Origin of the sequence: Pseudomonas sp. EYE_354, assembly GCF_023148575.1 — a bacterium.
GTDB lineage: Bacteria > Pseudomonadota > Gammaproteobacteria > Pseudomonadales > Pseudomonadaceae > Aquipseudomonas.
This window is the reverse complement of sequence record NZ_JAHXNQ010000011.1, coordinates 168,460-182,938: the sequence shown is the minus strand read 5'-3', so window position 1 is coordinate 182,938 and position 14,479 is coordinate 168,460. Positions and strand designations below refer to the sequence as shown.

Sequence of the window (14,479 nt, the reverse complement as noted above, 5' to 3'; positions counted from 1 at the left end):
GCGCAATGGCGCAGGGAGAGCACCATGACTTCGTTTCGTATCGTCCTGGCCGGGCTGATGGCCTGCACGACGGTTCCGGCCGCCTTCGCCGAGCTCACGGCCCAGCCGTTCCTGGCACCGCCCAGGCTCACGGAGAAAGCGCCGCCCGGCACCTTGAAATCCACCGCCCTCGCCGTCCCCGAAACCGGCTGCAACCCTGCGGGTGACATCACGCGTGACGGCCAGACCGTGGAACTCAATCTGCAAGTGCAGCAGCGCGACAATGAGATCGCCAACCCTGGCAACGCCGACGGTGCCAAGGACAAGGTCCGCCTGCGCGCCTATGGCGGTTGCCTGTCGGGGCCGCTTATCGATGTGAAACCGGGCAATACCCTGCGCGTGCACCTGGACAACCAACTGGATAAAAACGATCCGAGCTGCCCGGGCGGCACCGACCCGGCCGATGGCAAGCCGGGCTGCTTCAACACGATCAACCTGCACTACCACGGCCTGCACGTTTCGCCTTCGGGCAATAGCGACAACGTGCTGTTGAACATCGCGCCGCAGACGAAATTCGAGTACGAGGTGAACATCCCCACCGATCACCCGTCGGGCACCTTCTGGTACCACGCACACCGCCATGGCTCCACCGCATTGCAGGTGGCCAGCGGCGCAGCCGGTGCGTTGATCGTACGCGGCGACCGTCCCTATACCGGCGGTAAGCCTGGCGACATTGACACCGTTCTCAAGACCGCCACCGGCACGCCGCTGACCGAGCAAGTGTTTTTGTTCCAGCAGATCCCTTATGCATGCTTTGACGACCAGGGCGCCATCATCAAACAACCGGACGGCACCTGGACCTGCCCCACGGGCAAGACCGGTGTCGTGGAGGACTTCGGCAAACAGCTTGCCTCAGCCACGGTATGGGACGAGAGCGGTCGCTTCACCAGCATCAACGGGGCGGTGCAACCGACCTTGCAGGGCATCGCCGCCGGCGAGATTCAGCGCTGGCGCTTTATTCACGGCGGTATCCACGACACCGTCAACTTGCAGATCGTGCCGATGAACACCCAGAGCCCCAAGGCGCTCCAGGCCCTCAAAGGCGTGCTCGGCGGCACGCCTAAACAACAAGCCGCCATGCTGACTGAGCTGTGCCCGAGCACCCTGCCCGACTCCACTGAACCGGTTGAGCTGGTACCGCAATTCGAAATCGCCGCCGATGGCCTCACACGCACGGCCATCCGTCCTATTGGCCTGAATAAAAAGAGTGTCAGCGGCGGTATCGGCAGCAACTTCCTGCAGCCCGGCTATCGCAGCGACGTCCTGCTGATGTTCCCGCGCGACGGCACCTATTGCATCCTCAACCAGGCCGCGACCCCGGCCGAACGCGCCAACGCGGGCGGCGGCGGCCAGGGCCCGAATGAAACCCAATTGCTCGCCACCGTGATTGTCTCGGGCGGCAACGTGGTCACCGACGACCCTCAACAGTACATCCAACAAGCCCTCTACGACGCGAACAAAGCCAACCCGGCACTGCCCGCCGCCGCCCTCGAAGGCCTGCGCACCGGTGACCTGACGCCCTGGCGCGGGATGGACACCCTGCAAGACGCCGTGGTCAACAGCGACATCCAGAAAGCCGACTTCTTCATCGGCAATGCACCGCCGACGGCGGGCGGCAAGTTTGGCTTCTATATCAACTACAAGGTCTACGACCCGGACCGCATCGACTTTACCCGCCAGGTCAACACGACGGACGACTGGGTGCTGACCTCACAAGTCGAACCTCATATTTTTCATATCCACGTCAACCCGTTCCAGATCATGGATGTGCTCTACACCAAGCCTGGCGAACCTGCCAAAAGTATCTTCGGCCCCAATGGCGAATGCTTGATGCCGCCCGACGAACGTGGGCTGCAGAACCAGTATTGCGGGATGTGGCACCAGTTCAAGGACACCGTCTTCGTGCAGAACGACTACCAGGTGCTGGTACGTACCCACTACGACCGCTACATCGGCGAGTTTGTCATTCACTGCCACATCCTCGACCACGAGGACGCCGGCATGATGACCAATATCCAGATCGTCCCCGACCTGACGGCCAAGGGCGGCGGGATTGGCATGGCCGGCATGAAACACACAGCCGATGAGCCGGCGGACAGCCACACACACTGACGACAAGGAGTCGGACATGACCACCCCCACCGCCGTGACCCAGCCAACCTGGTATGGACACATCCGCGACATGTTCAGCACCCCGGACCGTCAGTGCATGGCCGCCCAGGGCCTTGACCTTGCCAGCTACGAAACCGTGATGAACCACGCTGGCAACATCTACCAACAGGTCGCGGCGGGCAACATGCCGATGGGGCGGCCCTGGGCGCCCGACTGGGTTGCCACCTTTCTCAACTGGATGAACGCCGGCTACCCAAAGGGCGTGCCGGCCAGCGGCGCGCTCGAGTTCAGCGCGCGCACCCTGCTCACCGCGAACGTGCCCGCCTCCCGGCTGCGCAAGGACATCACCACCTTGTCCGATCAAGAACTGGCGCTGCTCAAGCACGCGTTCGCGACGATCATGGCCATGGACCCGAGCGAGCCCAACAGCTTTTTCGTGCAGGCGGGGTATCACTGGTTTCCCGCGCCAAACACCTACTGCATGCACCATGTGCCCGGCTACAACCCTTGGCACCGCGCCTACCTGGTCAGCTTTGAGAATGCCTTGCGCGCGGTACCCGGCTGCGAAAACGTGACCCTGCCCTACTGGGACCTTACCGCGCCGTTTCCCGAAGTGCTCAAAAGCGCGCCTTTCGATCACTACACGCTGCCCCACGCCGTCGGACCGGGTTATCCGCAGGGCTACACCACCACGCGCTTTCCCTATGAGCAGATCGCTCAAAACCTGCTCGATAACGATGTGACAGGCGACATCAACCGCGCCATGGGCAAAACCGACTGGGAAGATTTTCATGGCTGGTGGTCCGGCGCTGCCCATAACACCATCATCAGCGCCCACGATGGCGGCCACAACTCGATCGGCACGACCATGCAGGCCCAGGAAGTGGCTGCGTTCGACCCGGTGTTCTGGTTCTTCCATTGCAATTGGGACCGATTGTTCTGGGAATGGCAGAAGAGCATGCAGGCCACCGACCTGCACGGTTTGCTCACCACCATCAATGAGGTCGGCGACTCGTTCAGCTACCAGCTCTTTAACGACCCCGCGTTGCAGGCCCTGAACCCCTTCACCCGCAACCCGCCTGAGCTGGACACCCTGGGGGTCATCAACTCGGTGACCCAGCTCGACGTCGACTATGCCCCCCCTGCCGCCGCTGCGCGTGTCGCCTTCACGGTCAAGACCTCGCGCACGCTCGCCGCTTCCAAAGCGTTCACGGTGGCGGCCGACCGCGTCAACGTGCGGGTCAGTGGTATCAATCGGTTGAAAATCCCGGGGACCTTTTCGGTGCACTTGCAAAAGGACGGCAAGACCATCGCCACCCGCGCGCTGTTTCAACCCGTGGAAGTCCAGACCTGCGCCAACTGCGTCAGCAATGCCATGACCCAGTTCGATTTCGAACTGCCCCTGGCCGACGTACTCGGCGGCCCGTTGAGCGTGTGGGTGGAGCCGGCCAACAAAGACGTGATCGGCGAACGCGTCCCGCTGAAGCTGATGGGCGACCCCGTCATTGAGGTGCATTTGTTGCTGCAGACCGAATAGCCCCGCGAGCAAGCGTGAAGAAAAAATGCAGCACGCTTCTCGTGCTTATCATCAAGCCAACGGCTCACCCCTGACTTTTTTGCACAACGTACCGGTGTTTTTGAGCGTTCATCTTCAGATTTATGCGTGCCTATACTCGGCCCATACCGAAGACAACACTGTCCCTACAACAATAATCAAGGACACCGACCATGACGCATCCCTTCCTGGCCGCCCGGGATTTTCTGCTCACGCACCGTACCGACTACACCACCGCCGTTCGCGACTTCCGCTGGCCACAGCTGGAGACGTTCAACTGGGCGCTGGACTATTTCGATGTGATGGCCGAGGGCAATTCGGCCAACGCGTTGTGGATCGTCGAAGAGGACGGCAGCGAGCAGCGCTACAGCTTCCAGCAACTGGCGGCGCGCTCCAATCAGGTGGCCAACCATCTGCGCGCCCTTGGGGTACGCCGTGGCGAACGGGTGTTGTTGATGCTCGGCAATGATGTGGCACTGTGGGAAACCATGCTCGCCGCGTTCAAGCTGGGGGCGGTGGTGATTCCCGCCACGGCGCTGCTCAACCCGGATGATTTGCGCGACCGTATCGAGCGCGGCCAGGTGCGCCATCTGGTGGTCGGCGCGGCGCATGTCGACAAGTTCGCCGGCCTGGGCGATGGCTGCACGCGCGTCTGCGTGGGCGCGGCGCCTGCCGGTTGGGTCGCGCACCACGCCGCCTTCGAACACCCCCAGCAGTTCGAGGCAGATGGCCGCACCCTGGCCACCGACCCGATGCTGCTGTACTTCACCTCCGGCACCACCTCCAAACCAAAAATGGTCCTGCACAGCCACCAGAGCTACCCGGTGGGGCATCTGTCGACGATGTACTGGATCGGCCTGCAGCCCGGCGATCTGCACCTCAATATTTCCTCTCCCGGCTGGGCCAAGCATGCCTGGAGCTGCCTGTTCGCGCCGTGGAATGCCGGTGCGTGCATCTTTATCCATAACGTCGCGCGGTTCAGCGCGCCGGCACTGCTTGGCGCACTGGCGCGTTACGGCGTGACCAGCCTGTGCGCCCCGCCTACCGTGTGGCGCATGCTGATCCAGGAAGACCTGGGCAGCCACAAGGCGCGCCTGAGCCTGCGCGAGCTGGTGGGGGCCGGCGAGCCGCTGAACCCGGAAATCATCGAGCAGATCCAGCAGGCCTGGGGCTTGCCGCTGCGCGATGGCTTCGGCCAATCGGAAACCACCGCGCTGGTCGGCAACACCCCCGGCCAGTGGCTCAAGCCGGGCTCCATGGGCCGTCCGCTGCCGGGCTACCAGGTCGCGCTGCTCGACCCCGACGGCCTGCCCGCCAGCGAAGGCGAAGTGGCCCTGCCCCTGGAGGTGCGTCCGCTTGGCCTGATGCTGTGCTACGAAGACAGCCCGGAAAAAACCGCCGAAGTGATGCGCGACGGCTATTACCGCACCGGCGATACCGCGCAGATCGACAGCGACGGCTACATCACTTTTGTCGGCCGTGCCGATGATGTGTTCAAAGCCTCCGACTACCGCATCAGCCCGTTCGAACTGGAGAGCGCGCTGATCGAACACCCGGCGGTGATGGAAGTGGCCGTGGTGCCCAGCCCGGATCCGCTGCGTCTGGCGGTGCCCAAAGCATTCCTGATCCTGGCCCACGACGCCCCCGGCAGTGCGGAGCTGGCCGCGCACATCCTCGCCTTTGCCCGTGAGCATCTGGCGCCATACAAACGGGTGCGGCGCATCGAGTTTGTGAGTGAACTGCCCAAGACCATTTCCGGGAAGATCCGCCGGGTGGAGCTGCGGCAGATGGAGGTGCTGCGGCGCCAGGGGCAGGCGCGCGGTGAGCACGAGCATTTCGAGGAGGATTTTTCCTGAGGGCAAAGCCGGTGCTGGCAGGCTACCAGTGGTACCAAATGCTCCAGATAATTGAGGCGCAGAACCATATCGCTCCAAAACTATAGGGCCACAACGCCCAACGCCTAAGGGACAGGGGGATGGCGGCCAGTTCGGCTTCGGTCACCTCCCCTCGCTTGATATGCGTTTTGGGCATCGCCAGCAACTGATTGATCAGGCACATGCGGTGAAACCTGTCGATATGGGTATTTCTGCCCCAAAAACGTTTGTTATCGCAGACCACCTTGTTCTCGCTGAAGTAGCTTTCCAACGCTTCGAGCTTTGTGTATTCGGCGTAGAAAGACAGCCCCGAGCCAATCAGCGCCCCTGCACATATAAAGATCGTAAAGATGAGAAAGAAATCCACGGTCAGGCGCCTTCTGGTTGAAAGACCAAATCACCCTCGATCTCCAAGATTTGCCCTCCCAGAAACGCACCGCCAGCGCCGGCTGTGTTACCTCCTGCATACCCTCCCGCAGAGCCGCCAATAACTGCGCAGGCAAGCGCACCGTTTCCTTTAGCCGCAACCCCCAAAAAAATCGAACAGGCGCTACGTGCCAGCTTTGCCCCCACCTTCCCTCCCCAATACGCCCCCGCCACGCCACCCACCAACTTCCCGGTCTCCACATACTTGGCCCGCCGACACTGGGCCTCGCGCCCGTCGACACACGCCTCCTTGATCTCCAACCCCGCCACGCCCACATCCAGCGCCAATCCCACGTAGGTTCCCGCCCCCAACCACTTCGACGTCTGCGCAATCGCGCGCATCCGCTGCGCATACCCGGCAATCTCGCCCTTGTGCAGATAGCTTTTGGTGGAAACCCCCAGCATCTTCTTCAACGCCTGGTTGCCCCTCAACCCCGTGCCGAATCGCGCCGCGCCTTGCAGCTGGGTTTCCAGCAGCTCGAACAGCACCTGGCGCTGGCGAAAAAACGCTTCTCGATCCAAACCTCAGGCGCTGATGCAATCGCTCGATCTCCTCCAGCGTATGCGCCACCTCATTGAGATGCCGCGACCACGCCGATGTAGTGCTGCCTATGCCCAGCGAGCTGTACCCCAACAGGCTTTGCAGCAGGTCGTAGTCATTGACCACCTGGGCTGCAACCGCATTATCCAGTTGCCGGCGAATCGCCTGCGCGTGACGCATCAGCCAGGCCTCCTCCATCGAACAGGTGGCGCTATAGGCATCGGGAATAACCACCAACTGGCCAGGCGTCACCAGCCCAGGGCGCAGATGACGGTTCAACACATCGAAATGATCCGAACGTTGCCGGCTGGAATCGCCGCCCATCAAGCGGGATTTCAAGCTGTGATAATCCGTGGTGCGGTCGTTGATATAGCTTTGCGCCATGCCTCACATCCCTGGATGCAATGAAGATGGCGTCGGACTATAAGCACGCGAGCCGGCCCCGGACACAAGCCCGGGTGGCCTGAATTACATTTGGGAAGTTGCCTACATCGCGAGGAATTAAGACCTACAAAAAAAACCCGGTGCGCACACCTGTGCGCCACCGGGCAAAACGAAGCACCTCGCTTCAGAAACGCGGTTTGACGGTTTTCCAATCCGGTTGATAACGCTGCATTTGTTTTACGTCGTCGCGCTGGCGAATGCCGCAACTGAGGTATTGATCGTGCAGCTTGCCCAGTTGGTCATGGTCCAGCTCCAGGCCCAGCCCTGGCGCGCGGGTTATCTGCACGCAGCCGTCGACGATCGGTAACTTGCCGCCCTTGATCACTTCTTCATCCGGTTCTTGCCACGGGTAGTGGGTGTCGCAGGCGTAGTCGAGGTTGGGCACCGAGGCGGCCACATGGGCCATGGCCATCAGGCTGATGCCCAAGTGTGAGTTGGAGTGCATCGACACGCCCAGGCCAAAGGTCTGGCACATTTTCGCCAGCACTTGGGTGTCACGCAGGCCGCCCCAGTAGTGGTGGTCGGCGAGCACGATCTGCACGCTGTTCAAGGCCACGCTGCGACGAAACTCGTCAAAATCGGTGACGACCATATTGGTTGCCAGGGGTAAGCCGGTGCGTGTGTGCAGCTCGGCCATGCCGGCCAGGCCAGGGGTCGGGTCTTCGTAGTATTGCAGGTCATCGCCGAGCAATTCGGCCATGCGGATCGAGGTTTCCAAGGACCAGTTACCGTTCGGATCGATGCGCAGCGGCACGTCGGGGAAGGCTTTTTTCAAGGCTTTGATGCACGCCACCTCATGTTCGGGTTGCAGCGCACCGGCCTTGAGCTTGATGCTTTTGAAACCGTAGGTCTCGAGCATCCGCCGGGCCTGGGCGACGATCTGTTCTTCGTTGAGGGCTTCGCCCCAGCTGTCGGGCTTATAGGGTGAATCGATGTGCTCGGCGTATTTGAAAAACAAGTAGGCGCTGAACGGGATCCGGTCGCGAACCGCGCCGCCGAGCAGGTCCACCAGCGGCACATTCAAGGCGTGTGCCTGCAGGTCAAGAAACGCCACTTCGAACGCCGAATAAGCGTTGCTCACCGCTTTACTGGCGTGGGAGCCCGGCGCCAGTTCCGCGCCGGCAATGCTCGCCGGTTTATGGGCGGCAACCGTGGCTTGCACGATGGCGCGCAGTTGGTTGAGGTTGAACGGATCGAGCCCGATCAGTTGTGACTGCACCTGCTGCTGGATCGCCAGCGCCGGGGCATCGCCGTAGCTTTCGCCGAGGCCGATGTAGCCGGTGTCGCTTTCGATCTCGATGATCGAGCGCAGTGCAAAAGGCTCATGGATGCCGCTGGCGTTGAGCAATGGCGGATCACGGAAGGCAATCGGGGTGACGGTGACGCGGACGATTTTCAAGAGGCGGCTCCTTGTGGACCTGGACGCAAGGTGGGTTGATGAGTGGAAGGTGTCGAGGTGGGCGGCACACCGCCTCGTGGCGCGGTGCGGGCAAAAAACACCACCACCGCCGCGACTAACGAAGTCGCGGCCAGGCCGTACAACCCGCCCTCGATGGAGCCGGTGCTCTGTTCCAGCAACCCAAAGGTGGTGGGCGCGACGAAACCGCCCAGGTTGCCCACCGAATTGATCAACGCAATCACCGCCGCCGCAATCCGCGCATCCAGGTAACCCTGGGGGATCGGCCAGAACAGCGCCGACGCCGCCTTGAAGCCGATCGCGGCAAAACAAATGGCGACGAAGGCAAACACCGGCCCGCCGGTGGTGGACATGAACATGCCGAATGCGGCGATCACCAGCATCAGCGAGACCCACGCCTGCTGGTGTTTCCACTTGCTGGCCAGGGACGCAAAGCCGTACATGGCCACGATGGAAATCAACCACGGAATGGAGTTGAACAAGCCCACCTGGAAATCGCCCAGATTGCCCATCTTCTTGATCATGCTCGGCAGCCAGAACGTGGCGCCATAAATGGTCAGCGCGATCGAGAAGTAGATAAAGCAGAACAGCGCGATCTGTTTGTCGGCGAGCAATTTGAACATTGACGGCCGCACGCTCTGGCTCGCCTCGCGCGCCTGCTGCTCAAGCGCAATGGCACTGACCAGCGCGTGTTTTTCCTCCTCGCTGAGCCATGCGGCCTGGCGCGGATGGGACTGCAACCAGAACCACACGAACCCGCAGAGCACGATGGAGGCAAAGCCTTCGATCAGGAACATCCACTGCCAGCCATGCAGGCTCAACCCGCTGACATTGAGCAACGCGCCCGACACCGGCCCGGAGATCACCGAGGCGATGGCCGAACCGCTGAGGAAAATCGCCATGGCCTTGCCGCGCTCGCTGGCCGGCAACCATTGGGTGAAGTAGTAAATGATGCCGGGGAAAAACCCGGCTTCGGCGGCACCGAGGATAAAGCGCAGCACGTAGAAGCTGGTTTCACCCTGCACAAAGGCCATGGCCATCGCCGCCGTGCCCCAGGTGAACATGATGCGCGTCAGCCAGGCCCGCGCGCCGTAGCGCTGCAGCAGCAGGTTGGAGGGCACTTCGAAGATCGCATAGCCGATAAAGAACAGCCCGGCGCCCAAGCCATAGGCCGCCGCGCCGATGCCCAGATCGGTTTCCAAATGGCTGCGTACAAAGCCGATATTGACCCGGTCGATGTAGTTGACGATGAACATCACCACAAACAGCGGCAGGACATGGCGCTTGACCTTGGCCGCTGCGCGAGCGAGCACAGTCGGGTCTGGCGGACTCTGGAGGGTATCCACGGGCAACTCCCATTGATTGTTTTTTTAAGGGACTGACCGATGATGGACGCCGTGTATTGTTCCCGTCTAATCTAACTAGGCATTCGATTGATACCTGGATTAGATCAATGTTCGAACTCACCCAACTGCGTTGCTTTACCACCGTGGCCACCGAGCTGAATTTTCGTCGCGCCGCCGAACGTTTGAACATGACCCAGCCACCGCTGAGTCGGCAGATCCAGTTGCTCGAGCATCACTTGGGGGTGGAGCTGTTTACGCGCACCACCCGCAGCGTCGCGCTCACCGCCGCCGGGCGCGCCTTTTTCATCGAAGCCCAGAACCTGCTGGAGCGCGCCCAGCAAGCGGCCGTCACTGCGAGGCGCTTTGCCGAAGGCGATATCGGCACGGTCAATATCAGCTTCGTCGGCAGCGCGGTGTATGAGTTCTTGCCCAAGGTCATCGCCGAGGCACGGCTCAAACAACCCCACGTCAAGATCGACCTGTCAGAGATGAACACCTACCAGCAATACGAAGCCCTGCGCGCCCGGCGCATCGACCTCGGCATCGTCCGCGCGCCGCTGCTGGAACCGGGTTACGCCACCGAATGCCTGGTGCGCGAGCCGTTTGTGCTGGCGGTGCCGAGCGGGCATCGACTGGCCCATGCACAAACGGTCAGCGTGCACGACCTGGATGCCCAGCCCTTCCTGATGTACGCCCACGCCGCCTACCCGCCGTTCAATGAGCTGCTCACCGGCCTGCTGCGCTCAGCCCGCGTAGCCCCGGAATACGTGCAGTGGCTGGGTTCGTCTCTGACCATCCTGGCGCTGGTCAACGCCGGCATGGGCCTGGCCCTGGTGCCCCGCTGCGCCAGCAGTGTGGTGTTCAAGAACGTGGTGTTCCGCGACATCGACCTGGGCGAAGGCGCGCAGAGCGAGTTGCACCTGATCTGGCGCGAAGACAATGACAATCCGGCGTTTGGGATGTTGCTGGAGGGGATTCGCAATGCGGTGCGCGAGGGGTGGGGTTGAGTGGCGATGACCGACACGCCATGGCGATCATTGCTGGCACTTGGTCATGATTTGTAAAGGGCCAGCAAGGCGCGTCCCTTTTAATTGCAGGACGTTTCCGAGACAATCCCCGCCGCCTTGCGCCTGCTGAAATCGGTGGCTAGTCTGCGGCCCGTCACTGCTTATCGGTGATCGGGTTTAGTCGCCCGTATTCTGAACAGGCGCATGCTCCCATGAGGCTTTATGGTAGCTGTGCGCAGGGCGCCCTCGGGCGCGCCGGGTTCCTGTTCTGACCGGTCGACTAACCTGCGTACAGCCGCCACCTTCGTTTAGTCGCGAAAAGTGTCGGCTCCTTGATATTCAGACAGGAGCTACACCATGAACAAAGTCCTACCCGACCCACCTATCGATCCCGCCAAAGACCGCGCCGCCTTCAACCGCGCCATCGACCATTACCTGCCCACCCAAGGCTTTCACACCGTCAACGAAGACCTGAGCTTCGAAGACGCGCTGCTCTACACCGCCAGCTTGCTGGAAAGTGCTTCGGCCACCGCGCTCGATTGCGGTGAGCACTTGGCAAGCCCCGAGCGGGCGAAGATCCTGGCGGTGTGGCATTTGCTGGAAATCGCCAAGACCACGGTGGATCGCTCCATCGAGTGTAGGAACACTTCAAACGTCACTGCCTGAACGAGCTCAAAACGGTGGGAGGGGCTTGTTCCCGAGGGGGGTCAGTTAATACCTCTGTGGCTGCCCCATCGGGGGCAAGTCGAATCGTCGCACCGCCCCTCCCACATTTGGATCGCGAGCCATCAGCCAGATACGCGCAAGCAAGCCCGCCCACCACACTGGCAGCGGAGCACCAAAGCCCCGATGCAGTCACCCAATCCTGTCGAATCCTTGCCTGATCCTCTGGACTTGAGGCCAATCGGATAGATACCCCTTGCGCGGTGGTCTAGAGTTCGACGATGGGCGACCTGCGGTCGCACCCCCTATAAGAAACGTGCACCACCCACCGATGATCAGCAGGTAAGCCTCCCATGGAATTACGTATCAACAATAAGGCCTATCAGGTCGATGCCGACGCGGACACGCCCTTGCTGTGGGTGATTCGCGATGATCTGGGCCTGACCGGCACCAAGTACGGCTGTGGCCTGGCCCAGTGCGGCGCGTGTTCCGTGCTGGTGGACGGCAATGTGGTGCGTTCGTGCGTGACCCCGGTAGCCGGCGTGGTTGGGCGCGAAATCACCACCATTGAAGCCATCGAGGCCGATGAGGTGGGCAAACGCGTGGTCAGCGCCTGGGTCGAGCACCAAGTGGCGCAATGCGGTTATTGCCAGTCCGGGCAGGTGATGGCGGCCACCGCGCTGCTCAAGCACACCCCCGCCCCCACCAAGGACCAGATCGACGCGGCGATGGTCAACCTGTGCCGTTGCGGCACCTACAACGCCATCCATACCGCCATGTATGACCTGGCAGCCGGGAAGGAGACCGCCTGATGAACACGCCTGAACTCATCCCTGGCGTGCCGTTGGGCGAGCCGATCAACCTGTCCCGTCGACGTTTCCTGGCCAGCACCGCCGTGGGTGCGCTGGTCATCGGTTTTGGTCTGCCGCTCGGCTCCGGCCGGGTACAGGCGGCCACCACCGCAGAGCGCGGCACCCAAGTGCCGGCATTTTTGGAGATCCGCCCCGACGGCACCGTACGCCTGCTCAGCCCCTTCATGGAAGGCGGCCAGGGCACCCACACCGCCATGGCGCAGATCGTCGGCGAAGAGCTGGATGCCGACCCCGCCACGTTTATCGTCGAAGCCGCGCCGCCGGGTGATGCCTACGTGGTGATGGACAACGGCATGCGCATCACCGGCGGCAGCATGTCGGTGCGCATGAGCTACCCGACCATGCGCCGCCTGGGCGCCCTCGCCCGCGCCATGTTGCTGCAGGCCGGTGCCGAACAGCTCGGCGTGCCAGTGAGCGAACTGACCACCCAACCGGGTCGCGTGGTGCACACCGTGTCCGGGCGTTCACTGGGGTATGGCGAGCTGGCCGGCCGCGCCCTGGACATGCCAGTGCCGGATGCCGCGAGCATTACCCTGCGCGACCCGAGCCAGTTCCGCTGGATCGGCAAGCCGGTCAAACGTGTGGACGCTTACGACAAATCCACCGGCAAGGCGCTGTACAGCATCGACCTGAAAGTCGACGACATGCTCCACGCCGCCGTGCAGCACGCGCCGCGCCTGGGCATGACCGTGGGCAGCCTGCGCAATCAGGCCCAGGTCGAAGCCATGAAAGGCGTGCATTCGGTGCACACATTGCCCGGCGCAGTGGCCGTGGTGGCCGAACGCTGGTGGCATGCCAAGCGCGCGGTAGAGGCGATCCAGGTCGACTGGCAGGAGCCCAGCGCCGATTCGAACGTACGCGTCATGCCCGCTGACTTTTCCAGCGATGGCTTTCGCGACTTTCTCGCGGCCCAGCAAGGCCCGGCCCGTGACGACGAAAACGAAGGCGATGTGGCGGCCGCGCTCAAAGGCGCCAAAACCCAGGTCGAAGCCAGCTACCACAACCAATACGTCAACCATGCGCAACTGGAGCCGCCGTCGGCCCTGGCGCGCTTCAACCCTGACGGCACACTGGACATCTGGTTACCCAACCAGGCCCCGGACATGTTCCGCGCCGACATCGCCAAACGCACCGGCCTGGCCCTTGAGCGCATCAACCTGCACTCGCCGTTGCTCGGCGGTTTTTTCGGCCGGCATTTCCTGTACGACTCGGCCAGTCCGTACCCGCAGGCCATCGCGCTGGCCAAGGCAGTGGGGCGTCCGGTCAAGTTGATCTGGAGCCGTGAAGAAGAGTTCCTGCGCGACGTGCTGCGCCCGGTAGCCGTGGTGAAGTTCCGCGCGGCACTGGATGCCGACGGCCTGCCGGTGGCCATCGAAGCGGTGAGCGCCACCGAAGGCCCCACCGAAGCCATCGCCGGTAAACAGGGCGATAAAATCGACCCGACCGCCCTTGAAGGGTTGTCAGGCAAGAGCTACGCGATCCCCAACAAACGCATCGCGCAGATCTACGTCAAAGGCCCGGCCATGCTCGGTTACTGGCGTTCGGTGGGCAATTCGCTCAATGACTTTTTCTATGAAGCGTTCCTCGACGAGTTGGCGGACAAGGGCGGTCGCGATCCCTACGAGCTGCGCCTGCACCTGCTGCGCGACAACCCGCGCCTGAGCACCTTGCTCAAGGCGGTGGGCGAGTTGTCCGGCGGCTGGAAGCGTGGCCCCTATACCGCCGAAGACGGCACACGGCGCGCCCGTGGCGTGGCCATGGCCTCGCCGTTCGGCTCCCACGCGGCGGTGATCGCCGAAGTGTCGATTGAACACGGCCAGGTCAAGGTGCATCACATCTGGGAGGCCATCGACCCCGGCAGCATCGTCAACCCGGCGATTGTCGAGGCGCAGGTCAATGGCGCCGTGGCCTTGGGCTTATCGCAAACCTTGTTGGAAGAAGCGGTGTACGTGGACGGCAAACCAAGGGCGCGCAACTACGACCTTTACCCGATCCTGCCGCCATCACGCATGGCACAGGTGCACGTAAAAATCGTCGAGAGTGGCGAAAAGATGGGCGGTATTGGTGAGCCGCCGCTGCCCGCCGTGGCGCCGGCGGTGGTCAATGCAGTGGCGCAGTTGACCGGCCAGCGTATTCGTAGCCTGCCCCTGAGCCGACACACTTTCAGCTAACCGAGCGAGACC

The 14,479-nt window shown here is 62.3% G+C and carries 10 protein-coding genes and 1 pseudogene; 7 read left to right on the top strand and 4 right to left on the bottom strand.

Features of this window, described 5'->3' with window-relative positions:
* The first annotated feature begins 24 nt into the window (after positions 1 to 24).
* The 3 genes from KZX66_RS17030 (at position 25) to KZX66_RS17020 (ending at position 5,562) form a co-directional block, all read left to right on the top strand.
* Complete coding sequence (locus KZX66_RS17030) at positions 25 to 2,151, top strand: multicopper oxidase domain-containing protein (RefSeq protein ID WP_248081503.1); 2,127 nt, start codon at positions 25 to 27, stop codon at positions 2,149 to 2,151.
* Positions 2,152 to 2,167: 16 nt separating this feature from the next.
* Positions 2,168 to 3,688 carry a tyrosinase family protein gene (locus KZX66_RS17025; protein ID WP_248081502.1) on the top strand — a complete coding sequence of 507 codons (1,521 nt, stop codon included), beginning with the start codon at positions 2,168 to 2,170 and terminating at the stop codon, positions 3,686 to 3,688.
* A gap of 191 nt (positions 3,689 to 3,879) precedes the next feature.
* The gene (locus KZX66_RS17020; RefSeq protein ID WP_248081500.1) at positions 3,880 to 5,562 is read left to right on the top strand and encodes an AMP-binding protein; all 1,683 of its coding nucleotides are present in this window, start codon (positions 3,880 to 3,882) and stop codon (positions 5,560 to 5,562) included.
* Between the two features lie 22 nt (positions 5,563 to 5,584).
* Here the strand turns inward: KZX66_RS17020 and KZX66_RS17015 are convergent, their stop codons facing one another.
* From KZX66_RS17015 to KZX66_RS17000, 4 genes and pseudogenes are all read right to left on the bottom strand, one after another.
* A complete protein-coding gene (locus KZX66_RS17015) occupies positions 5,585 to 5,947 on the bottom strand; it encodes a hypothetical protein (protein ID WP_248081498.1) in 363 nt (120 codons plus the stop codon).
* 2 nt (positions 5,948 to 5,949) lie between these two features.
* Positions 5,950 to 6,931: pseudogene (locus tag KZX66_RS17010) on the bottom strand (hypothetical protein).
* Between the two features lie 184 nt (positions 6,932 to 7,115).
* Entirely contained in the window at positions 7,116 to 8,390 is a 1,275-nt protein-coding gene (locus tag KZX66_RS17005) for a glucarate dehydratase family protein (protein ID WP_248081496.1), read from the bottom strand.
* Positions 8,387 to 9,754, bottom strand: a complete 1,368-nt coding sequence (locus tag KZX66_RS17000; RefSeq protein WP_248081495.1) for an MFS transporter — start codon at positions 9,752 to 9,754, stop codon at positions 8,387 to 8,389. The genes KZX66_RS17005 and KZX66_RS17000 overlap by 4 nt, the downstream gene beginning before the upstream one ends.
* 107 nt (positions 9,755 to 9,861) lie before the next feature.
* Between KZX66_RS17000 and KZX66_RS16995 the strand changes: the two genes are divergently transcribed.
* The 4 genes from KZX66_RS16995 to KZX66_RS16980 all read left to right on the top strand — a co-directional run bounded on the left by KZX66_RS16995 (position 9,862) and on the right by KZX66_RS16980 (position 14,467).
* Positions 9,862 to 10,761, top strand: a complete 900-nt coding sequence (locus tag KZX66_RS16995; protein WP_248081493.1) for a LysR family transcriptional regulator — start codon at positions 9,862 to 9,864, stop codon at positions 10,759 to 10,761.
* 357 nt (positions 10,762 to 11,118) lie between these two features.
* A complete protein-coding gene (locus KZX66_RS16990) occupies positions 11,119 to 11,427 on the top strand; it encodes a hypothetical protein (RefSeq protein WP_248081491.1) in 309 nt (102 codons plus the stop codon).
* A 350-nt stretch (positions 11,428 to 11,777) separates the two neighbouring features.
* The gene (locus KZX66_RS16985; protein WP_248081489.1) at positions 11,778 to 12,236 is read left to right on the top strand and encodes a (2Fe-2S)-binding protein; all 459 of its coding nucleotides are present in this window, start codon (positions 11,778 to 11,780) and stop codon (positions 12,234 to 12,236) included.
* Complete coding sequence (locus KZX66_RS16980) at positions 12,236 to 14,467, top strand: molybdopterin cofactor-binding domain-containing protein (RefSeq protein WP_248081487.1); 2,232 nt, start codon at positions 12,236 to 12,238, stop codon at positions 14,465 to 14,467. The genes KZX66_RS16985 and KZX66_RS16980 overlap by 1 nt, the downstream gene beginning before the upstream one ends.
* The last annotated feature ends 12 nt before the right edge of the window (positions 14,468 to 14,479 follow it).